Below are 24671 nucleotides of genomic sequence, written 5' to 3'. Positions count from 1 at the left end.
CACTCACCTTTATTTCTGACAATGTGGACAAAAATGACTATTTCGCGATGCAATGACTTTTTGCTCAATGTCATGACCACATATTTTACATGTCTTTTGTTTATATACATTTAAGTGTAATTGCATTTCTCCTGTCTTGCCATCAGCATGACGATAATCAGAAATGCTAGTACCGCCATTATTTATACCCTCATTTAATACTTCTTGAACATAATAAAATAACATTTGTCGTTCTTGATTAGACACATCTTTTACTTTCCTCTCAGGTAAAACGCCCGCTCTAAATAACGCTTCACATGCATAAATATTTCCACAACCTGCTATCATTTTATGATCAAGCAACATTTGTTTAATAGGTTTGTTTTGATATTTCTTAAGTTTAATCCGGTCTAAAAAATAGTTTAATGCTTTGTCATCAAAAGGTTCAGGCGCAATTTCAAGAAAAGCTGGATAATCATTATAAGTAGCCAGATTTCTTAGTTCACCAAATCGTCTAATATCAGAATAAACGAGTTGTTTACCATTATCTAAATGAAACACGACATGCCAATGTTTTCGATAGTTAGGTGTACTAATATCTGATAATTTATCGACAATAAAAAATCCGCCTGCCATACCTAAATGACTTAATATAATACGCTGGTTGTTATTTTTTTCAATAGTGAAGACAATATATTTACTTCTTCTATCAACGGATTTTATTTTAAAACTTTCACTATTCAATCTGAAACCATCCAGATTAATTCCTTTGATAATTGTCTCTTTTCCTTGTTGTTTACCCTCAATAACTTTGTTTGAAAATGTCACACTTTTAATAGTTGCATTCAATATATAAGGCTCTATACCCCTTTTAACGTGTTCAACCTCTGGTAATTCTGGCATTTCTAATTCCTCTTTCTATTTTGCATCATACCATGTAGATCCATAGTTAGAATCTACTTTTAACGGCACATCTAATTGTAATGCGTGTTCCATAATTTCCTCAACAAATAAACTAAAATCTTCAACTTCATTTTCAGGTACTTCGAAAATTAATTCATCATGTACTTGAAGTAATAATTGGGCATGATAAGACGTTTGTTTAATTTGTCTATCAAACTCGACCATTGCTAATTTAATAATATCTGCTGCACTACCCTGTATTGGAGTATTCATTGCCGTACGTTCAGCAAAACCTCTCAAATTAAAGTTTCTACTATTAATATCTGGTATATATCTACGACGGTGCAATAATGTTTCAACATATCCATCTGCTTTCGCATCTTTGACAATATCAGACATGTATTGTTTTACACCTGGGAAACTTGCCAAATAATCATCTATAAATGCTTTTGCTTTTTTTCGAGTAATGTTCAAGCTCTGGCTTAAACCATAATCACTAATACCATACACTATTCCAAAGTTAACAGCTTTAGCTTGTCTTCTCATTAAAGCGTTAACTTCATTCGCTTCTACATCAAATACTTTCATCGCAGTAGCAGTATGAACATCTCTTTCATGGATAAATGCTTCTTTCATACTTTCATCTTGGGTAATATGAGCTAGTACACGTAATTCAATTTGAGAGTAATCAGCTGATAATATCACACTATCATTTGAAGTAGGCTTAAAAGCTTTTCTAATCTTACGTCCTTCTTCAAGACGGACTGGTATATTTTGTAAATTAGGATCTACACTTGATAAACGACCAGTTTGCGCTAATGTTTGATTGAAGCGAGTATGAATTCTGTTATCTTTACTTATGACTTTTTGTAATCCCTCTACATAAGTGGATTGTAATTTTGATAATTGACGATATTCAAGTATATAGTCAATGATTGGGTGCTGACCTTGTAATTGCTCCAACACATCAACTGCAGTAGAATATCCAGTTTTTGTTTTTTTAATGACTGGTAGTTCTAGTGTTTCAAATAATACTACACCTAATTGTTTAGGAGAGTTAATGTTAAATTCTTCCCCCGCCGCTTCGTGAATATTACTTATTAGTAAATCTAATTTTTCTTGGATTTCAGACTGCATTTGTTTTAAATCATTAATATCCGTATAAATTCCTGTTTCTTCCATTTCACTTAAGATACGTGCAAGTGGAAGCTCTAAATTTAACAATAGATCAGTTTGTTGGTGTGATTCTAATTCAGTAACCATTTCAGGTTTGCAGGCATAAATTGCCTCTGTGATTGTAGCAATATGCTTATTTAAAATTGCGTCTTCTGGAACATGTCGCTTTTTCCCTTTTCCATAAATTGAAATATCATCTTGGACATATTTTTGATTATAATTACTTACTACAGAGTTCACATCATCTATCGTTCTCGATGGATCAATAATATAACTTGCTAACATAACATCAAATACAATATTTTTTATATCTATATCTAATCTATGCGCAACAACGTATGTTTTTTTAGCATCATAAACAATTTTTTCTGTAGTCTCATTCTCTAGCCATTTAATCAATTCAGGATATTCCTTTAGTTGATCGGAGGCTATTACAACATGGTCCACTCCATCATAAAATCCAAATTTTAAAATTGTATCCTGTAAGTAATTGATACCATCTACTTCGATGTGAATCACAGCTTCTTTTAATTCTTTAAAATTTATGGTGTTAAAATCATTACTCACTTCAATGACTTTATCTTCGTGTTTCTCTTCAGTATTATTACTATCTATATCAGATAATAATTGTTTGAATTCTAACTTTTTGAATAATTCAATTTTATCTTTATTATCATCTTGATTTTTTAGCTCAGTATCTTGTAATGCAACTTCAATTGGGCTATCTTTATTAATTGTTGCTAATTCTTTACTCATGAATGCATCTTCACGACTGTTTTCAAGTTTTTCCTTTAATTTTTTTCCTGAAACAGATTCTATATTGTCATAAACACCTTCAACAGTATTGAATTGTTTCAATAGTTTGATAGCCATCTTTTCACCTACACCAGCAACACCAGGGATGTTATCAGATGTGTCACCCATAAGACCTTTCATATCTATAATTTGACTTGGATTGAGTCCCTCATATTTTTCATTAATGAATTCTGGAGTATAATGATCAACATCTGTTACACCTTTCTTAGTGTAATAAATTGTAACATTATCAGTTGCTAACTGTGTTAAATCTCGATCACCAGTAACAATAATCGTTTCAAACCCTTGCTCGTTAGCTTCTTTACTTAATGTGCCTAGAATATCATCAGCCTCATAATTTTCTAACTCATAGTGCTTTATATGGTAAGTATCTAATAATTGTCGAATGTATGGGAACTGTTCGCTTAACTCAGGTGGGGTACTCTGTCTTCCGCCTTTGTATTCACTAAATTTTGAATGTCTAAATGTTGTTTTGCCGGCGTCAAACGCAACTAAAAAGTGTGTTGGTTGTTCTTCTCTTATAATCTTTTCCAATAACATAGCAAAACCGTATACAGCATTCGTATGTATTCCTGCTTTGTTAGAAAGTAGTGGTAATGCATAAAATGCTCTAAAACTTAAACTATTACCATCAATTAAAACTAATTTATTCAAAGCGTATACCTCCAGAGTGATTTTATTATATTTTAGCATATAACCTGTGGCATAACGAATGTATGGTTTATACAATAACTTTTCACACTCTACATTACTTATTTAAATAAAAAAGGCACTTTCATATCCTCAACCAATTTTTGGTGCAAGTATACGAAAGGCCTTAAAATAATAGTAATAATTATTAATCAAAATAAAAGTTCTAGTACCCCGATATTTTAGTCATTCTTTATTGAACGATATTATTCTTGTTCATCTAAAAATGAAACTTTAAATAGCGAGCCTTCACCAATATTGCTTTCGACATTAATCGTTCCATGGTGTGCCTCTACTATATGTTTTGTTATAGATAAACCTAAACCTGTACCGCCTGAATCTCTACTTCTTGCTTTATCCACCCGATAAAATCTTTCGAAAATATGCTTTTGATCACTTTTATCTATTCCAATACCAAAGTCTTGTATTTCTAAATTTACTTCATGTCCTTCTCTATACACTCTTACAATAACCTCATTATTCTCTAGTGAATAATTAATTGCATTTGATAGTAAATTAGTAATGACTTGTGCGATTTTGTTTTCATGTGCTTCTATAATGACATCTTTTTCTATATCGGATACTATTTTAATATTTTTATATCTTGCTTGGTTTTGTAAGTTATCAATAGTTGTGTAAGCAAGCTCTGATAAATTCATAAATGCTGTTTCTATCTCTGTTTGTTGTTCGATATGTGATAAATCCAATAAATCCATAACGAGTGACTCAATACGATTAGATTCTTTTAAAATAATATTTAAGAACATATCAAGTGATTCTTCATCGTTTTTCGCACCTTCGATAAGTGTTTCAGCGAAGCCTTTAATAGATGTAATAGGTGTTTTAAGCTCATGAGATACATTCCCAACAAACTCGCGACGCAAGTTTTCCAATTTTTTCAAATTTGTTATGTCATGCATTACTACAACCATACCTTGTAACTTTTTCTTAGATTTACTTAGTATTGGAACACATGACAAATCGAAATATTTATGATGAACATTATTTAATAAAATTTCTATCTGATCATATAGTGGCTTTTCAGTTTTAAAACTTTCTAGAATTAATTGTTGAATTTTAGGATCTAAATATGATGTATAGTTTTTATTTTCAACCTTACCGTTTGGCCTAAACAACTCATAGTATGCATGATTGGCCACAACAATTTCACCATGTTTGTCGATCATTAATACTGAACTAGGTATATTTTCTAATGTTGTTTTTAATCGATTTGATTGCATTTTTTGTTTATTATTAAGCTTTTGTAAACGTCTTGCAAGATCGTTAGTTGTGACAAATAGCGCTTTTGTCTCCTTAACATTGCTTTCAGGTACTCTAACATGATAGTATCCATCAGCAATTAACGAGGTAGCATAAGTCACTTCATTAATCGGTCTAATATATGTACGATTGATACTTCTAACAGCTAAATAAATCGCTAAAAGAACAATAATTCCTATTAAAGATAAATACTTCCACATACTCTTCTGTAATTCAAGAATCTCAGTATTCATCCCACTTATGTATATCGTTTTGTCATTGACAGTTGTTTTAAATGTGTATCTAACCTGACCATTTTCTCTTTTATAAATGATATTTGATGGATTAGCTTCATTATCGATGTTATCATTTATTTTATTTTGGTTACCAGTTTGGTATATCACCTTACCATTTTCAGAAATTCTAACAATTAAATTTTGATTAGCTGAAATATTTTTAATTTCATTATTCTCATTTTGCTTGTTTAATTTCAAAAAATTTTCAGATACATGTTTGAGTTCCGTAACCTGAGCTGTTGATAATATTTGATAAATTGTATGATGAATAATGACGCCTAAACCAATAAAACTGATTATAGTAATTGTGCTTAATAGCAATAATAATCTATGATGAAATTTAAGCATTAAGCTTTAGGTCTCTCTAATTTATAACCAAGTCCACGAACAGTTTTAATTAATTTAGGTTGTTTCGGATTCTCTTCGAGTTTGTCTCTTAAATGACTTATATGAACATCAACAATCCGAGAATCTCCTGCGAATTCATAATTCCATACAGAATTTAACATGTGTTCTCGAGTGATTACTCGCCCTTGTCTTTCTATTAAATACAACAATAGTTCAAATTCTTTAGGAGTGAGTTCTAATAATTCATCATCTTTATATACCTCAAAGAATTCAGGTCTGATTCTAATATTTTCAATCAATATATCCTCATCATCAACATCTTCTTTTTCAATTTCACTAGCAAATTTCGATCTTCTCAAGATAGCTTTAACTCTCGCCACAACTTCTCTAGGAGAAAAAGGTTTTGTCATATAATCATCGGCACCTAATTCTAATCCTAATACACGATCAAACTCATCATCTTTTGCAGTTAACATTAAAATAGGTACTAAATTCTTATCAGAACGTATTGTTTTACATACTTCAATACCATCTTTTTTAGGTAACATTACATCTAAAACGACAAGTTCTGGTTGAATTTCATTTACCTTTTCCAAAGCTTCTTCACCATCGTAAGCTACCTCAACGATGTAACCAGCCGTTTCAAGATTATATTTAAGTAAAGTTACAATTGATTGCTCATCGTCAACCACTAATACTTTTTGTGACATAATGTGCCTCCCTGAATTAATATAACATTTCAATTTCATTATAACGGAAGTTAAAACAAAAATAACATACAACATATTAAATTTACATAATCTTAACAATCATATGATTATTTTCCACATATTGAGTATTTATTTTATTATTTTTAAAAAATTATTAACATATTATAAATAAAATAAAGTTATTTGTTTTACTTCATAATAAAAAAGCGGAACAGAATTTAATATAAATTCATTGTTCCACTTTTATTAAAAATTGCTATGATCGAGAATGCCTTAAACTTGCGCTTTTGTTTTAACTACTACATTAGTGCAATGCATCGTCAATCTATTAATTTTTAAAAATTTTAAAATATTAATGTGTAATTAAATTACTTTAAGTTTTTAATTAACTCATCAGCGAATTCTGAAGTTGATACTTCAGTAGCACCATCCATTAAACGAGCAAAATCATAAGTTACAACTTTAGAAGCAATAGTAGCTTCAATTGCATCAGTAATCTTATCAGCGGCTTCTTGCCAACCTAAATGTTCTAACATTAGAACTGAACTTAATAATTCAGAAGATGGGTTAACTTTGTTTAAACCAGCATACTTAGGTGCAGTACCATGTGTTGCTTCGAAAATAGCGTGTCCAGACTCATAGTTAATGTTTGCACCTGGTGCAATTCCAATTCCGCCCACTTGAGCTGCTAAAGCATCTGAAATATAGTCACCATTTAAATTCATTGTAGCAACTACATCATGTTCTGCTGGACGAGTTAAAATTTGTTGTAAGAAAATGTCAGCGATAGAATCTTTAATAATGATTTTCCCATCTTGTTCAGCTTTTTCTTGAGCTTGATTTGCTGCATCTTTACCATCTTTTTCAACAATTTCATCATATTGTTGCCAAGTAAATACCTTATCAGCAAATTCATTATGAGCTACATCATAGCCCCATTGCTTAAATGCGCCTTCGGTGAATTTCATAATATTACCTTTATGAACAAGCGTAACAGTTTTACGGTTATTATCGATTGCATACTGAATTGCTGCTCTAACTAAACGTTCAGTACCTTCTTTAGAAACTGGTTTCACACCAATACCTGAAGTTTCTGGGAAGCGAATGTTAGTAGCACCCATTTCATTTTGTAAGAAATCAATGATTTTTTTAACTTCATCAGTACCTTCTTTAAATTCGATACCTGCATAAATATCTTCAGTATTTTCACGGAAGATAACCATATCAACATCTTGTGGACGTTTAACTGGTGAAGGGACACCTTTGAACCAACGAACTGGACGCAAGCATGTAAATAGGTCTAATTCTTGACGTAATGCAACATTTAATGAACGAATACCACCACCAATTGGTGTAGTTAAAGGTCCCTTAATAGCGATTAAATATTCTTTAATCGTGTCAAGCGTTTCTTGAGGTAACCATTCACCTGTTTCATCAAAAGCTTTTTGACCTGCTAGTACTTCTTTCCATTCAATACGTTTTTCGCCGTTATATGCTTTTTCAACAGCTGCATCAATAACGCGACTCGCTGCTTTCCAAATATCTGGGCCAATACCATCACCAATAATAAAAGGAATAATTGGTTCATTAGGTACATTTAATCCATCGTTAATTCTAGTAATTTTTTCAGCTGACATAATTTTACCTCCAAATATAGTGAAATCTATTAAAGTTTATAATTTATCTTTCTTCAATTGGTAAATACTTACGATTAGTTTCACCGACGTAATTAGCTCTAGGACGCATTATTCTATTATCACGATATTGTTCTAGAATATGTGCTGTCCAACCAGATGTACGACTTACCGCGAAAATTGGCGTGAATAAATCGTGTGGAATATCCATACTGTGATATACAGTAGCACTAAAGAAATCGACATTAGGAATAAGTCCTTTTTCTTCTTTCATACGTTTCTCAATAGCTATTGAAATATCATATAATTCACTTCTACCAGTTTCAGAAGTGATTTTTCGGCTCATCTCACGTAAATATTTAGCTCTTGGATCCCCGTCTTTGTATACTCTATGACCAAATCCCATGATTTTCTCTTTATTTTTGAATTTTTCATTTAAATAAGCATCAACTTCATCAACTGATTTAACATCAGCAAGCATGCTCATTACTTGTTCATTTGCTCCACCATGTAAAGGTCCTTTTAATGAACCCACAGCAGCTACAATACCTGAGTACATATCAGATAAAGAAGATACGGCACAACGTGCAGTAAATGCAGAAGCATTAAGTTCATGGTCAGCATGTAACACTAATGCTTTATTAAATGCTTCAACTTCAGTATCTGTTGGTAATTCTCCTCTTAACATATATAAGAAGTTAGCTGCATAACTTAAATCAGGATTAGGTTTAACAGGTTCTTTACCTTCACGAACACGCGCAAATGCTGTAACTAAAGATGCAATTTTCGCTTGAATACGTATTGCTCTTTCTTTTCTATTTTCTTCTGTTTCATTTTCAGCATCAGGATCAAAATGAGCAATATATGATACAGATGTACGTAGTGCCGTCATAGGATGCACATTATCAGTTGCGTATTCTTCAAAATGCTTATAAACTCTTGGGTTTAAAGTCATATAATGATTAAATTTTTCTCTTAATGCATCTAGTTCATCTTGAGTAGGCAATCTATAATTCCATAATAAAAACACTACTTCTTCGAACAATGCATTTTCTGCTAAATCATCAATATCGTATCCCGCATACGTTAATTGACTATCAATAATTGAACTGATTTTAGTTTCAGCTGCAATTACCCCTTCTAAACCTTTTTGTAATTCTGCCATAAGTAATTCCCCTTTTCTTATACATAATGTAATGGCTTTCAAATACTATTATAGCCAATGTGATAAGTTTTGTGAACGATTATATATCGCTCAATAAATGCTATTTAACTTTAAATTTTTAAACTTATTTTTACTTAAATACCCAATAAACGCCATTATATAAGCTTTCATTCCAATTTAAATTATGTAATTAATGAGAAAATATTGAAAATTTCAATTTAATTATCAAGCTTGATTACAATTATTTAATCTAAATTTAAAGGAATTTTTAGAAAAAATTCGAAAAATAATTGTCGAATTGAATTTATAAGTGCATAATAATATTAATTAAATGTAAGGGAGTTGTCTTATGGCTGAAGAAAAATTACAAAGAGGATTGAGTAATCGTCATGTGCAATTGATTGCTATTGGCGGCGCTATTGGTACTGGATTATTCTTGGGAGCAGGTCAAACAATAGCAATGACTGGTCCATCTATTCTATTAACTTATATTATTATAGGTTTCATGTTGTTCATGTTTATGAGAGGCTTAGGTGAGATTATAATTCAAAATACTCGCTTCAAATCTTTCGCCGATGTGACAAATGAATACATAGGACCGTTTGCTGGTTTTGTAACTGGTTGGACTTATTGGTTGTGCTGGATTATAACAGGTATGGCTGAAGTAACTGCCGTTGCTAAATATGTTAGTTTCTGGTTCCCTGCAATTCCAAACTGGGTTAGTGCACTATTCTGTGTACTAATATTAATGTTATTTAATTTGCTTAGTGCTAAATTATTTGGTGAATTAGAATTCTGGTTCGCTATAATTAAAATTATAACTATCATCGCTTTAATCGTTGTAGGTTTAGTCATGATTTTAATGGCATATAAAACACAATTTGGACATGCGAGTTTTACAAATTTATATAAACATGGCATCTTTACTCACGGTGCATCTGGTTTCTTTATGTCATTCCAAATGGCATTGTTCTCATTTGTTGGTATTGAAATGATTGGTGTAACTGCTGGAGAAACTAAAGATCCTCAGAAAACAATTCCAAAAGCTATCAATGCTGTACCGTTAAGAATTTTAGTATTCTACGTTGGTGCATTAGCGGTAATTATGTCTATTATTCCTTGGGATAAAGTTGACCCTAGTGAAAGTCCATTTGTTAGATTATTCTCATTAATTGGTATTCCTTTCGCTGCTGGATTGATCAACTTTGTAGTATTAACTGCTGCAGCATCATCTTGTAATAGTGGAATATTCTCAAATAGTCGTATGTTATTTGGTTTATCAGAACAAGATCAAGCACCACCTATCTTTAGAAGTACTAATAAAAATGGTGTTCCTCATTTTGCTATTATTGGTTCATCTGCATTATTATTAGTAACAGCATTATTAAACTACATCTTCCCAGATGCTACGTTAGTGTTTACTTATGTAACAACAATTTCAACTGTATTATTTATTATCGTATGGGCATTAATTATTATTGCTTATATTAACTATCACAGAAAAAATCCTGAGCTACATAAAACTGTATCTTATAAACTTCCTGGTGGTAAATATATGGGTTACGCGATATTAGTATTCTTCTTCTTAGTATTTTGTTTATTATTTGTAAATGAAACAACTAGAAATGCTATTTTCTTAACTCCAATTTGGTTTATATTACTAGGTTTAATGTATTTGAGATATAGACAAGTTGCTAAGCATAATAAATAATTTAAAATTTTTATGAGATTATAATAGCCAGTAAATGAATTAACATAAAAATTCATTTACTGGCTTGTTATTTATAATAAACCTATTATCTAATAACTATATCTAATGTTTTAGAAAATTAATTTATATCTTCTTCAATTTTAGACTCAAATTCATCTAATAAATCGCGTGCTTCATCAACCGATTCTGTACTCATTAATTGATGACGTAATTGACTAGCTCCTTTAATCCCCTTCACATAAATCTTAAAAAATCTTCTTAAACTTTTGAATTGTTGACTTTCATCACTTGAATATTTCTCAAACAATGATAAATGCAATCTAAACAAATTCAATAGTTCTTTACTAGTATGTTCACGGGGTTCTTTTTCAAAAGCAAACGGATTATTAAAGATCCCTCTACCTATCATCACGCCATCAACACCATATTTCATCGCAAGTTCATGTCCAGTTTTTCTATCTGGAATATCTCCATTAATCGTTAGTAATGTATTAGGTGCGATATCATCTCTTAATTGTTTAATTGCTGCAATTAATTCCCAATGCGCATCTACTTTACTCATCTCTTTGCGTGTTCGAAGATGTATGGATAAATTTGCGATATCTTGTTTAAAAACGTGCTTTAACCAATCTTTCCACTCTTCAATATCATAATAACCTAAACGGGTTTTAACACTAACAGGTAATCCACCAGCTTTAGTAGCCTGAATAATCTCAGCAGCTGTTTCAGGTCTTAATATTAAACCAGAACCTTTACCTTTTTTTGCGACATTAGCTACTGGACATCCCATATTTAAATCTATACCTTTAAAACCCATTTCAGCTAAACCAAAGCTCATTTCTCTAAACTGTTCGGGTTTATCGCCCCATATATGTGCTACCATAGGCTGTTCATCTTCACTGAATGTCAATCTTCCACGAACACTATGAATACCTTCCGGATGGCAATAACTCTCAGTGTTTGTAAATTCAGTGAAAAAAACATCAGGTCTAGCAGCCTCACTAACAACATGTCGAAAAACGATATCAGTAACGTCCTCCATAGGTGCTAAAATAAAAAAAGGACGTGGTAATTCACTCCAAAAATTTTCTTTCATAATAATTAAACCTTCTTATATTAGTATATCTCAATTAATCCATGTTATATTACCACAAATTATAACCTTATTCAAAATGAAATTTTATAACTCAATTAACTTTCCTATTTGAAATTCTCATTTAATGAATTTCCTTCTAATGAAATGAAAAAACTGAGAAAAACTCTTCACGAGCTTATTCCCAGTTTAATCAACTTTTGCGAATTTGCAATATCGCTTTGAAATATTATCTGTTCTGGCTCTCTTATCTTACTAGGTTAGCCATCATTCTTAATAATAAATTAATGAATTAAAGTACGTTAGCATACCCTTCAAATATTTTACCTTGGGCAGCATCTACTGTTACTAAAATACCATCTTTTAATTCTTTAGTAGCATTTTCAACACCTATAATTGTTGGAATACCTTTTTCAAGTCCAATAATCGCACTTGGTGATGTGATACCATTTTCTTCTGTAATTAATCCAACTGCTTGCTCAATATAAGGCACTAATGTCTCATCTACTGAATTAGTAACAATAACTGATTCACTTAAATCTACGCCTTCTAATTCACTTGCACTATTAGCAACTACAGTTTTACCAACTACTGATCCACGACCGACACCTTGTCCTTTTGCAATTTCATCTCCAACTAAATGTAATTTCATCATATTAGTTGTACCTTTTTCACCAGTAGGTACACCAGCAGTAATAATAATTAAATCACCATTAGTGACTCTTCCAGTTTCAACTGCTGTAGCAACTGCGTTATTTAATAGGTCATCAGTAGTTTTACGACCTTTTTTAATTACAGGATATGCACCCCAAACTAAAGCAAGTTGACGTGCAGTGTGCTCGCTTGGAGTAACCGCAATGATATCAGAATGTGGACGATATTTAGAAATAGTTACTGCAGTAGATCCACTTTCAGTTGCTGCAACAATAGCTTTAACTTTTAGATTTAAAGCAGTATGTGCAACTGAAACACCAATAGCATTTACTAATGAAGTTTCTACTAGTTTAGTACGGTCTGATAATAATTTTTTGTAATCTTGTGCCGCTTCAGCAGAAACCGCAATATTTCTCATTGTTTTAACAGCCTCTTCTGGATATAAACCAGCAGCAGTTTCACCAGAAAGCATAACTGCGTCAGTACCATCATAAATTGCATTAGCAACGTCACTAGCTTCCGCTCTTGTCGCACGAGGATTACGTTGCATTGAATCTAACATTTGAGTAGCTGTGATAACTGGTTTACCTAGTTTATTACATTTTCTGATTAAATCTTTTTGTACAATTGGTACAGATTCTGGTGGAATTTCAACACCCATGTCACCACGAGCTACCATTAAACCATCAGAAACTTCTAATATTTCTTCTATATTGTCAATTCCTTCTTGGTTTTCAATTTTAGGGAAAATAGTGATATTATGATTGTTTTCTCTTTCAAGAATTTCACGAATATCTAAGACATCACTTGGACGTCGTACAAAGCTTGCTGCGATATAATCAACATCTTCTTTGATACCAAATAAGATATCATCAGCATCTTTATCAGTAATACCTGGTAAATTAACTTTTACACCTGGTAAATTTACGCCTTTTTTATTTTTTAATTCACCCGTATTTAAGATATCACATTTAACTTCGCCTTTTGTTTTATCGATGTCTTTTACTTGTAGTTCAACTAAACCATCATCAAGTAAAATGTAAGAACCTACTTGAACATCGTTGATTAAATCTTCATAAGTTACTGAGAATTTTTCAGGTGTACCTTCAACTTGAGACATACTAACGATAACTTCTTTGCCTTTTTCAAGCATAATTAAGCCATCTTTCATGTCATGAGTACGAATTTCAGGTCCTTTAGTATCTAATAAGATACCAATTGTTTTACCTAATTTATCAGCTACTTTACGAATCGTATCAATACGTGCTTTATGCTCTTCATGGCTACCATGAGAGAAATTCAAACGCGCTACGTTCATACCAGCTTTCATTAATTTTTCTAACATTTCCTCAGACTCTGATGCAGGTCCAATTGTACATACAATTTTAGTCTTTCTCATTTTAAAAAGCCTCCTAAATTAAATAGATAACTCTTTCGCTAATTCATAAATATCAGTATTGAATTTATGGTCGTTACCATTGAAAATTTCATCAAATGGTGTAGCAGTCAATTTGTTATTCATAATACCTACTCCATGTCCAGAACGACCTTGTATTAATAAATCAACGGCGTAACCACCTAAGCGTGAAGCTAATACTCTGTCAGCACCTGATGGGCTACCACCACGTTGGATATGGCCCAGTACAGACACACGTGCATCAACATTAATATATTTCATTAATTGATCCGCACATTCTTGTCCACTCATACTGCCCTCAGCTACCATGACGATTGAGTGTTTTTTACCTCGTTTGATACCTTTTTCTATTTTTTCGGCAATATCTTTAATATCTGTATTAGCTTCAGGAACTAATATTGTTTCAGCACCAACTGATAAGCCAGCCCATAATGCTAAATCACCACAATCACGTCCCATAACTTCTACAATAAAAGTTCTAGCATGACTTGAAGCTGTGTCTCTAATCTTGTCTACACTATCAATAATTGTGTTCAACGCTGTGTCAAACCCAATAGTGAAGTCAGTACCATTAATATCATTATCAATAGTACCTGGAATTCCTATTGTTTTAATATCTTTCGTTTCTTCACTAATACGTTGGGCACCTCGGTAACTGCCATCTCCCCCAACTACTACTAGTCCCTCAATACCACGTTTATGTAAATTCTCTATACCTTTTTGTCTTACACTCGCCTCTTTAAATTGTGGACATCTTGCAGAGTAAAGGAAAGTTCCTCCACGTTGAATTGTATCCCCTACTGAACCCAATTCAAGTTTATGAATATTGTCATCAAGTAACCCTTGATAACCTTGATAAATTCCATAAACTTCAATGTTGTTATAAATCGCCTTACGCACAACTGCTCTAACAGCAGCATTCATGCCTGGTGAATCTCCACCACTAGTTAAAACCGCAATTTTCTTCATGACGACATTCCCTTTCCTAACTAGATTTCTCTTTAATAATAAATTACCACAATTTTTTTTAGTGTTCCATCAATATAGGTGCACAAAATTCATGTAAACGTTTTATAATCAATATTTCTTTTCGAAATAAAAAAAGGGTGAACAATATTCAACTAGAATCAATTGTTTCACCCCTATAAGGAAAACTACAGCTAGAAAAATATAATAAAGGTTCCTTCACAACTTAATTTGCAACTGTGTTTTCAAAGTAGTTTTAAATATTAATTTGTATTTGTCCCAGCCCAGCTATTTTTCAATAAAAGCACCGATATTTCTAAACTTATTAAATCTATCTTCAACTAATTCATCAGCACTTTGTTGTTGAAGTTGTTCTAATTGATTTACGAATGCTTGCTTAATATCAATAGCTTGTTGTTCTATATTATTGTGTGCACCACCTAAAGGTTCGTCAATCACACTATCAATAACGTTTAAATGATGTAAATCTTTTGCAGTAATTTTCATAGTTTCGGCAGCCATTTTTGCTAATGAACTATCTTTCCATAACAGTGCCGCTGCTCCCTCTGGGGAAATAACAGAATACGTACTGTTTTCAAGCATCATAATTCGATTGGCTATACCTATTCCTAGTGCACCACCACTACCACCTTCGCCGATAACGATAGCTATAACTGGCACTTTTAGAGATGCCATCTCAACTAAGTTTCTGGCAATAGATTCACTTTGTCCGCGTTCTTCAGCAGCTTTACCTGGATAAGCACCTTTAGTATCAATGAAAGTAAAAATAGGTCTATTAAATTTCTCTGCTTGTTTCATTAATCTTAATGCTTTACGATAACCTTCAGGATGCGCCATACCAAAATTTCGATATATATTATCCTTAGTATCTTTACCTCTTTGTTGGCCTATAACTGTAACAGGGGTACCGTTTAAATACCCAATTCCACCAATCATTGCAGGGTCATCTCTAAAATTACGATCTCCATGCAATTCAATAAATGAATCGAAGATATATGGAATATAGTCTAATGTCGTAGGTCGTTCTTGGAGACGAGCAATTTGCACTCTATCCCAAGGCTTAAGATTGGTATATATTTTTTTGGTTTCTCTTTCAAGTGATGCTTCAAGTAAATCAATTTCATCTTGTAAATCTACATCATTTTTTTCTTGAGATTGCTTAAGAGATTCAATTTTATTTTTTATTTCAAAAAGTGGTTTTTCAAAATCAAGCATCTTTATTCACCTCTTGGTGCAATTTTAATAATTGAGCAAGTGTTTCTTTCATCTCTTTACGGTGAACAACTTTATCAAGTTGACCATGCTCAAGAAGAAACTCTGCAGTTTGGAAATCATCTGGAAGTTTCTCATTAATAGTTTGCTCAATAACACGTCGACCAGCAAATCCAATTAAGGCTTTAGGTTCACTTAAATTGATATCCCCAACAGATGCAAAACTAGCAGAAACACCACCAGTTGTTGGATGCGTAAGATAAGAAATATATAATAATCCGGCATCTGAGTGTCGTTTCAATGAAACACTCGTTTTACCCATTTGCATCAATGAAATAATACCCTCTTGCATCCTAGCACCACCACTTGCAGAAAATAATATGAATGGTAGTCTATGTTCTGTTGCATAATCAATAATTCGACATATTTTCTCACCAACAACTGAACCCATACTTCCCATTCTAAATCTAGCATCCATAACAGCTACACCAAATCGAACACCATCTAGTTTGGCAGTACCGGTTACAACCGCTTCGCTTAAATCAGTTTTTTGTTGGTCTTTTTCAATTTTTTCTTGATAACCAGGAAAGTCTAAAGGATTTGCTGATGTCATTCCTTTATCAAATTCAACGAAACTATTTTCATCAGTGATTGCTTCAATTCTCTTATATGCAGGTAATGCAATATGGTGATCACAGTTAAAACATACATTTAAATTCTCATTTAATTCTTTTGTATACATTATTTTTTTGCATTTTGGACATTTAGTCATAATACCTGCTGGTACTTCATTTTGTTTTGAATCTTGAACTGTTAAATATTTTCGTTTTTTACTACTACGATTAAAAAAGTCTTTAAACATTCGTAAACCTCCACCTAACCATACAACCTTAATTTATTACATCTCAATTTAATATATGATCGAACATAAAATATGAGTTAGAAATAATACATGTCTTTGTTTTTTATTAAAATTGTTGCAATTCTAGGTTATTTCAAGTCTGTTAATTGCATTGTTTTATCATAAACTTTTTGAGGATCCACTTCAATTCTTGCCACGCCAGTTTCCATTGCTGCTTTTGCAACTTCACGTGCAACTGAAGGAGCTACCCTTTTATCGAAAGGACCAGGAATACAATAATCCGGATTTAACTCATCTTCATCTATAAGATTAGCAATCGCTACAACCGCCGCTTTCTTCATATCTTCATTTATGTGTGTTGATTCAGTGTCTAATGCACCTCTAAAAATACCTGGGAACGCAAGTACATTATTAATTTGGTTTGGAAAATCTGAACGACCTGTTCCTACAACTTTAGCGCCTGCTTCTTTAGCATCATCGGGCTTGATTTCTGGATCTGGGTTAGCCATTGCAAAGATGATTGCATCATCCGCCATTGATTTAACCATGTCTTTTGATAGTAAGTTATCAACTGAAACACCTATAAATACATCAGCATCTTTAATTACATCTTGTAATGAACCTTCAATTTTATCTTTATTTGTGAATTTAGCTACATAATCCTTAGTGTCATTCATACCATAAGATCGACCTTCAAAAATAGCACCTTTTGAATCGCACATTATCATATTTCTGACACCGTAAGAATCTAATAATTTAACAATTGCAATACCTGCTGCACCTGCACCATTTAACACAACTTTAATATCAGATAAATCTTTATCAACTATTCTTAGTGCATTGATTAAACCAGCCATAGTAACAATCGCTGTACCATGTTGATCATCATGGAAAACTGGAATATTAGTTTCTTTTTTAAGACGATCTTCAATTTCAAAACATCTTGGTGCTGAAATATCTTCTAGATTAATTCCTCCATAATTAGGTGAAATTAATTTAACTGTTCTAATAATTTCTTCTGTATCTTTAGTATCTAAAGCGATAGGTACACCATTTATACCTGCAAAACTTTTAAAAAGAACAGCTTTACCTTCCATAACAGGAATACTAGCTGAGGCACCAATATTACCTAAACCTAAAACTGCAGTGCCATCAGTAACAACAGCCACAGTATTTCTTTTAATCGTGTAATCATATACAGTTCTTGGATCTTCATGTATTTCTTTACACGGTTCTGCTACGCCTGGTGAATAGGCTAAACTTAATTCTTCTTTATTAGTAACTTTGATATTAGGTGTAATTTCCAACTTACCTTGATTTTCTTTATGCATTTGTAATGCATCATCTCTTAAAGACATTAAATCAACCCCTGTTTATTTACTAAAATATCGAAAGTTCATCAGTATAATGAATATATATTCTCTGCATTTAAAATTTTTTAAGATAAAATAAACTGATGACTTTATTTTATAAATCATCAGTTTACTATATCATAATTTTTTTATACATAAAAGTTATAAAATTCTTATATCTTTTGGATCAAAAGCCTCAACAAAGTTTTTAATTTCATTCGATGTTTTATCCATACTACCCAAATAATCAAGTTCTCCAGTTTGTTCATTATATATATTCACTTTAATCATATAGTTGTTTTGATGATCATTAAGAATTTGTTTAATTTCATCTAAGTTTTGAATGTTTCTTAAAATAATTTGAGATGCCTCATTTATTTTAGTTACTTCGAAATGTTCAACTGAATCCATTTGATTTAAAATAAGCTGCAATTGTTGTTTTCTCTTTTCAAATTTCCCCCAAACAATATACATTTCTCTCTCATTTAATTGAGTTTCATACCGTTTGAACTTATCTGGAAATAAAACTGCATCCATCGTATGTCGTCCATCATTTAGAACTAAAAATGCCATATTTTGACCATTCTTGGTCCTTATTTGTTTGATTTGATCTACTTGAACCAAAATAGGTTTGTGATTAACAACATTACTTAGTGTATAGATACCTAAATATTGCTTTTTATTAAATTGCTTTTCAACTGGATGATTAGAAACATAAAATCCCAAGTATTCCATTTCGTAACTACTAATCATTTGATCACTAAATTCCTCTTTATCAGTGTAAGCTTGCTTAGGTGTTAAAATATCCATTAACAAATCGTTTTGTTCTACATTTGACACTTCATCTAAAACTTGATCAATAGAACTTAATAAAGTTGAACGTGTTTTTCCAAAAGTATCAAAAGCGCCTACCAATATTAATGATTCAAGTAATTTTCTAGTCTTTATGCGATTTGGAATTCGTCTAGTAAAATCAAAGAAATCTTTATACTTACCATTTTGATACCTTTCATCAACAATTGATTTAACGCTCTGATAACCAACACCTTTAATAGCACCTAAGGATAGATAAATATTTGATTTAGTTGCTCTATAATACCAATAGCTTTCATTAATATTAGGAGGCAAAATTTTCAATTTTTGATTTTTAGCTTCATCAATTATGGCCGCTGTTTTAGATTCATTACCAACGACATTACTTAAAATATTAGCGTAAAAATAATTAGGATAGTGAACCTTCAAATATGCCATGATATATGCAATTTTTGAATAACTTACTGCATGTGCTCTAGGAAATCCATAATCAGCAAACTTAAGAATTAAATCAAATATTTGTTTACTTATCTTCTCATCATATTTATTTTTTATCGCACCTTCGACAAAATGTTGTCTTTCACTTTCTAATACTGCTCTATTCTTTTTACTCATGGCACGACGTAAAATATCTGCTTGTCCATAACTAAAGCTAGCAAATTGACTAGCGATTTGCATAATTTGTTCTTGATAGATTATTACACCATACGTATTTTTAAGTATGGGTTCTAAATCAGGATGTAAGTATTTAATTTCACTTTCGTTATGTCGTCTTGAAATATAAGTCGGAATTTCTTCCATAGGTCCTGGTCTATATAAAGACGTAACCGCAACGATATCTTCAAAATGTTCAGGCTGAAGTCGTTTTAATACTTTTCTTACACCTTCGGATTCAAGTTGGAAGATTCCAGTTGTATCTCCCCTAGATAATAACTTAAATACATCTACATCATTAAACGGTATCTCTTCAATCTCTAGAGTAATATTTAAATCTTTTTTTACTTGAGTGATAATTTGATGTATGATAGATAAATTTCTTAACCCCAAAAAGTCAATCTTTAGTAGACCAATTCGCTCTGCTTCTGTCATCGTCCATTGCGTCAATAAACCAGTATCGCCCAATGTAAGTGGTGCATAATTATATAAAGGTTGATCGTTAATAATAATACCTGCTGCATGTGTTGAAGTATGTCTAGGTAAGCCTTCTAATTTCTTACTTAATTCAAACCACTTTTCATGTCGATGATTTCTATGTACAAATTGCTTAAATTGCTCATCCTCATATGCCTTATCTAAAGTTATACCTAGTTGATTAGGTATTAACTTAGAAATTTCATTTAAAGTTTTATCATCAAATCCAATTATGCGACCTACATCTCTTGCAACGGCCCTAGCCAATAAATGTCCGAATGTGACAATACCCGAAACACGATGTTTTCCATATTTATCTTGAACGTATTGAATGACTCTTTCCCTACGCGTGTCTTCAAAATCAATATCTATATCTGGCATTGTTACACGTTCAGGATTTAAAAAACGTTCAAATAATAGATTAAATCTAATTGGATCTATTGTAGTAATGCCGAGTAGGAAGCTAACTAATGAACCAGCTGAGGATCCCCGCCCAGGACCAACCATAACATCATGTGTTTTAGCGTAGTGAATTAAATCACTCACAATTAAAAAGTAGTCTTCAAAACCCATTTCAGTTATAACGCGATATTCATGTTCTAATCTTTTTGTATAGCGTTCATCATGATTTAATTCCATCTTCTTTAAACTTGATTGAAGTTGTGACCATAAATACTCTTTTGAGGAACTACCTGATGGTGCATCGAATTTAGGTAGTAAATTTTGATGATATTCTAAGCTTGCACTACATAAATTAGCTAGTTCAAGTGTATTATTCCATACCTCTCTGTCTATATTTAATGTTTCTAATTCATTTTGATTAGGAAAATGTTCCCCAATATCTTCAGTATCATTAACCAAATCTAGCTTAGTATTATTTTTAATTGCTTCAAGTGCTGGAATCGTCCCAACATCTTCTTGATTTAAGTATCGTGCATTTTCAAACCAAACTACTTTTATATTATTATAAAATGCTAAGTCGCTTGAATGATTTATAAATATATTTTGGTGGTTTTGAAATTGTTCAACTATAGAATAATGAGATTGATTTGCTTGTTTAAATATGATTACTATATTTGTTGAATACTTTTTTAACCACTCAACTGATATAACGTCTTTTTGCTTCATTTTAATTGCGGAAGAGAGTTGAAATAGTGATCTTAAGCCATCATTATTTATAGCTAAAACCACAGTCTCAATTGTATACAAACCATCCGTAACGTTAACTGTCATTCCAAAAATTGGTTTAATATTGGCTTTAATACAAGCATCATAAAATTTAGGGAAGCCATATAAGACATTAGTATCAGTAATCGCTAATGTATCATAATGATTATGTTGTGCTTTTTTAACTACATCATCGATTCTCAAACTAGAATTTAATAAATCATATGCTGTATGAAGATTTAAATGAGCAACCATGAATGACTTCCTTTCTTAAATTTATAATTTCTGACGTAAAGCTTGTGCTAATTCTTCAAATTCATCCCAACTATAGACTGACACACCTGATGCATTTGGGTGGCCTCCCCCACCAAATTGATTAGCGACATCATTAATAGTAATCCTTTTAGATCGAATACGACATCTAATTTGATCTCCCTCATCTACACCAAACATCCATATTTTTAAACCGCTAATATCCGCAACTGTATTTACAAATTGAGAAGCTTCATTAGGCTGAATGTCAAACTGCTTTAAAACATCATTAGTTATTTTAATTTGACAATATTCATGTGAATCTGATAGTTCAAAATTTTGTAAAATATATCCTTGGAAAGGCATTAACTTAGGATCTTTTTCGGACATTTTATTTAATTCGGCATTATGATTGAATGGATATGCCAATAATTGACTAGCAACTTCCATTGTATGGGGTGATGTATTACTGAATAAGAATCGCCCTGTGTCTCCAACAATACCTAAATACAATACTCGAGCTACTTGTTCATCAATGAAACTTAGATCATTAAAATGTACGATGAAATCAAATATAATTTCACTTGTAGAAGATGCTTCAGTATTAACAAAATTTACATCGCCGTATTGATCAGTAGCAGGATGATGATCTATTTTAATTAATGACTGTCCATTTAAATATCTTTGATCATCAATACGTGGTGCATTTGCAGTATCACATACAATTACAAGTGCATCACTATATAAACTGTCATCAATTTTATCTAAGTCTCCTATAAATGATAATGATGGTTCAGCTTCACCTGCAGCATAGACATTTTTTTCAGGGAATTTTCGTTCAAGATATAACTTTAATCCAAGTTGTGAGCCATAAGCATCTGGATCTGGTCTCACATGTCTATGAATAATAATTGTTTCTGCCTCTTTAACTCTTTGCATGATTTCATTAAAAATTTCTACCATTATTATATCTCCTTAAATTAGATTTATTACTTTAAAATTAAATACTTTGCATATCCTCAAACATCTGACAAATTATCATTGCATTTGCGACTTTTTCATTCCCGCTTACCATCGCGACTTCCAATTTAGCAAAGTTCCTTCCAACATCGAGCATGTCATATTGAACTCTAATTGATGCTTCAATTGGCACAGTTTTAATATAGATGATATTTAAACTTTCAATCATAACATCTACCTTTTTATATTTTCGCAATTCATGTTTTATTGTTTCTTCAATAATAGCGACAAATACAGCCTTACTTAATGTGCCATATTGATTGGTTAATAACGGAGAAACCTCAACCGAAATATCACTTTGTGAAATCGTAATATGTTTCGCTATTTGATCATTAATCGTCTCACCTATTTGAGGTTGTCTGCCAATAAGTTGCATCGCTTTTAATACGTCATCTCTCGTTATTACACCTATTGCTCTTTTATTCTGAGTTACGGGTAATATCTCAATTCCTTCCCAAATCATAATGTGAGCACAACTCGCTACCGTTGTATTTAATTCAACATTGATAGGACGTTTCGTCATTACTTTAGCAATGGTATCATCCGAGTTCATTTGAATGACTTCCTTACTCGTAACGATCCCAACTAATCGCCAATCTTTATCTACAACTGGAAACCTTGAATGACCTGTAACTTTGGCACGTGATTTATAATCTTCAATACCCATTTCATCAAATATAACCGTCATATCGTTAATTGGTTTCACTATATCTTCAACTATTAAAATTTCTTTTCTAATCATTTGATTATACATTGCTCTATTAATAATATTGGCTACAAGAAATGTATCATAATTTGAAGACAGGATTGGTAAATCATGATTATTAGCATAATCAATAATTTTTTGTGTTGTTTTAAAACCTCCAGTAATAAGTACGCCACTACCTCTTTTTAACGCTTCTAACTGAACATCGGGCCTATTACCTACGATTAACAATGTATGATGACTTAAATATTTAACCACATCTTTAAGTTCCATTGCACCTATCGCAAATTTTGAAACACTTTTTGTTAATCCATTTTTACCACCAATGATATCTCCATCAATGATTTTTAAAATTTCTTTAAACGTAAGGTTCTCAATCTCCTCACGATTCTTTTTATCAATACGTACTGTACCTACTCTATCAATGGTAGTTACTAACCCAAGTTGTCCGGCATCTTTTATAGCTCTATATGCCGTCCCATCAGATACTTTCATTACTTTGGCAACTTTCCTGACAGAAATTTTTTGGCCAACATTTAACGATTCTATGTATGCTATGATTTGTTCATGTTTAGTCATTGATAATACCTCTTTATAATGTACAGTGTTTTATTTATTATAACTTTTTAATCATAAAAAATCGATTTAGAAAATGTAAATTAATTAGTTTTAAAAACGCTTCATCAGTTTGATTTTTTATTAATTAATAAATCAAGTTATGTTAATTAAATCTTTAATTATTTTAATTATATACATTGGTAAAATTAAAATATTTTATATATAATTGTTTATGAGGAGGGATGACCTATGTATAAAAATATTTTATTAGGTGTAGATACTCAATTAAAAAATGAGAAAGCGTTGAAGGAAGTATCAAAATTAGCAGGTCCAGATACCGTAGTAACTATTTTAAATGCGATTGGTGAACAGGATGCACAAGCATCAATTAAAGCTGGTACGCATATTAATGAATTGACTGAAAAACGTAGTCAATTGCTAGAAAAAACACGAACTACTTTAGAAGACTACGGCATTGATTATGATCAAATCATCGTGCGTGGTAACCCTAAGGACGAATTAGTGAAACACGCTAATAGTGGTAAATATGAAATCGTCGTATTAAGTAACCGTAAAGCTGAATCTCAGAAAAAATTCGTATTAGGCAGCGTAAGTCACAAAGTAGCTAAACGTGCTACCATCCCTGTATTGATTGTAAAATAGTTAGTACAATTTCAAAAGATGCGTCAAAATAATAGCACAAAGATGATTGTTCATGTATAAATCACCTTTGTGCTTATTTATTTCATTAAACTAATT

The 24671-nt window shown here is 31.8% G+C and carries 17 protein-coding genes; 2 read left to right on the top strand and 15 right to left on the bottom strand.

The window, feature by feature from the left end:
• Positions 1 to 9: 9 nt before the first annotated feature.
• The 6 genes from mutM to SBL16_RS03810 all read right to left on the bottom strand — a co-directional run bounded on the left by mutM (position 10) and on the right by SBL16_RS03810 (position 8977).
• A complete protein-coding gene (gene mutM / locus SBL16_RS03835) occupies positions 10 to 882 on the bottom strand; it encodes a bifunctional DNA-formamidopyrimidine glycosylase/DNA-(apurinic or apyrimidinic site) lyase (RefSeq protein WP_037536799.1) in 873 nt (290 codons plus the stop codon).
• A 15-nt stretch (positions 883 to 897) separates the two neighbouring features.
• Positions 898 to 3528 (bottom strand): DNA polymerase I, encoded by a 2631-nt coding sequence (gene polA / locus SBL16_RS03830; protein ID WP_317952799.1) that lies wholly within the window; start codon positions 3526 to 3528, stop codon positions 898 to 900.
• A 242-nt stretch (positions 3529 to 3770) separates the two neighbouring features.
• Positions 3771 to 5468, bottom strand: a complete 1698-nt coding sequence (pnpS, locus tag SBL16_RS03825; protein WP_107611715.1) for a two-component system histidine kinase PnpS — start codon at positions 5466 to 5468, stop codon at positions 3771 to 3773.
• Positions 5468 to 6178 (bottom strand): response regulator transcription factor, encoded by a 711-nt coding sequence (locus tag SBL16_RS03820; protein ID WP_037536805.1) that lies wholly within the window; start codon positions 6176 to 6178, stop codon positions 5468 to 5470. The genes pnpS and SBL16_RS03820 overlap by 1 nt, the downstream gene beginning before the upstream one ends.
• Before the next feature lie 368 nt (positions 6179 to 6546).
• Positions 6547 to 7815 (bottom strand): NADP-dependent isocitrate dehydrogenase, encoded by a 1269-nt coding sequence (icd, locus tag SBL16_RS03815; protein ID WP_016930833.1) that lies wholly within the window; start codon positions 7813 to 7815, stop codon positions 6547 to 6549.
• Between the two features lie 43 nt (positions 7816 to 7858).
• A complete protein-coding gene (locus tag SBL16_RS03810; RefSeq protein WP_107611714.1) occupies positions 7859 to 8977 on the bottom strand; it encodes a citrate synthase in 1119 nt (372 codons plus the stop codon).
• A gap of 349 nt (positions 8978 to 9326) precedes the next feature.
• On the opposite strand from SBL16_RS03810, the gene SBL16_RS03805 reads away from it, so the two are divergent.
• The gene (locus tag SBL16_RS03805) at positions 9327 to 10688 is read left to right on the top strand and encodes an amino acid permease (protein WP_037536810.1); all 1362 of its coding nucleotides are present in this window, start codon (positions 9327 to 9329) and stop codon (positions 10686 to 10688) included.
• A 118-nt stretch (positions 10689 to 10806) separates the two neighbouring features.
• Here the strand turns inward: SBL16_RS03805 and SBL16_RS03800 are convergent, their stop codons facing one another.
• The 9 genes from SBL16_RS03800 to SBL16_RS03760 form a co-directional block, all read right to left on the bottom strand.
• Complete coding sequence (locus tag SBL16_RS03800) at positions 10807 to 11784, bottom strand: tRNA dihydrouridine synthase (protein ID WP_037536813.1); 978 nt, start codon at positions 11782 to 11784, stop codon at positions 10807 to 10809.
• A 289-nt stretch (positions 11785 to 12073) separates the two neighbouring features.
• Positions 12074 to 13834, bottom strand: coding sequence for a pyruvate kinase (gene pyk / locus SBL16_RS03795; protein ID WP_107611713.1), 1761 nt, complete (start codon positions 13832 to 13834; stop codon positions 12074 to 12076).
• An 18-nt stretch (positions 13835 to 13852) separates the two neighbouring features.
• Positions 13853 to 14821 carry a 6-phosphofructokinase gene (gene pfkA, locus SBL16_RS03790; protein ID WP_037536816.1) on the bottom strand — a complete coding sequence of 323 codons (969 nt, stop codon included), beginning with the start codon at positions 14819 to 14821 and terminating at the stop codon, positions 13853 to 13855.
• Between the two features lie 285 nt (positions 14822 to 15106).
• The gene (locus SBL16_RS03785; protein ID WP_107637939.1) at positions 15107 to 16054 is read right to left on the bottom strand and encodes an acetyl-CoA carboxylase carboxyltransferase subunit alpha; all 948 of its coding nucleotides are present in this window, start codon (positions 16052 to 16054) and stop codon (positions 15107 to 15109) included.
• Positions 16047 to 16913, bottom strand: coding sequence for an acetyl-CoA carboxylase, carboxyltransferase subunit beta (accD, locus tag SBL16_RS03780; RefSeq protein ID WP_107611711.1), 867 nt, complete (start codon positions 16911 to 16913; stop codon positions 16047 to 16049). Before accD ends, SBL16_RS03785 begins: the two co-directional genes overlap by 8 nt.
• A 128-nt stretch (positions 16914 to 17041) precedes the next feature.
• On the bottom strand, positions 17042 to 18271 hold the full coding sequence (locus tag SBL16_RS03775) for an NADP-dependent malic enzyme (protein ID WP_107611710.1): 1230 nt from the start codon (positions 18269 to 18271) through the stop codon (positions 17042 to 17044).
• A 156-nt stretch (positions 18272 to 18427) separates the two neighbouring features.
• Positions 18428 to 21631: a DNA polymerase III subunit alpha gene (locus tag SBL16_RS03770; protein ID WP_107612632.1), complete on the bottom strand. Its 3204-nt coding sequence runs from the start codon at positions 21629 to 21631 to the stop codon at positions 18428 to 18430.
• A 21-nt stretch (positions 21632 to 21652) separates the two neighbouring features.
• Positions 21653 to 22591 (bottom strand): DHH family phosphoesterase, encoded by a 939-nt coding sequence (locus SBL16_RS03765; protein WP_107612629.1) that lies wholly within the window; start codon positions 22589 to 22591, stop codon positions 21653 to 21655.
• A 37-nt stretch (positions 22592 to 22628) separates the two neighbouring features.
• Positions 22629 to 23933, bottom strand: coding sequence for a DRTGG domain-containing protein (locus SBL16_RS03760; protein ID WP_107612627.1), 1305 nt, complete (start codon positions 23931 to 23933; stop codon positions 22629 to 22631).
• Positions 23934 to 24161: 228 nt separating this feature from the next.
• Between SBL16_RS03760 and SBL16_RS03755 the strand changes: the two genes are divergently transcribed.
• The gene (locus tag SBL16_RS03755; protein WP_011275518.1) at positions 24162 to 24575 is read left to right on the top strand and encodes a universal stress protein; all 414 of its coding nucleotides are present in this window, start codon (positions 24162 to 24164) and stop codon (positions 24573 to 24575) included.
• The last annotated feature ends 96 nt before the right edge of the window (positions 24576 to 24671 follow it).

This window comes from Staphylococcus sp. NWU MK-U1, assembly GCF_033283505.1.
Taxonomy (GTDB): Bacteria; Bacillota; Bacilli; order Staphylococcales; family Staphylococcaceae; genus Staphylococcus; species Staphylococcus haemolyticus.
Note: the sequence above shows the minus strand (reverse complement) of the source record. Positions and strands in the feature narration are given on the sequence as shown.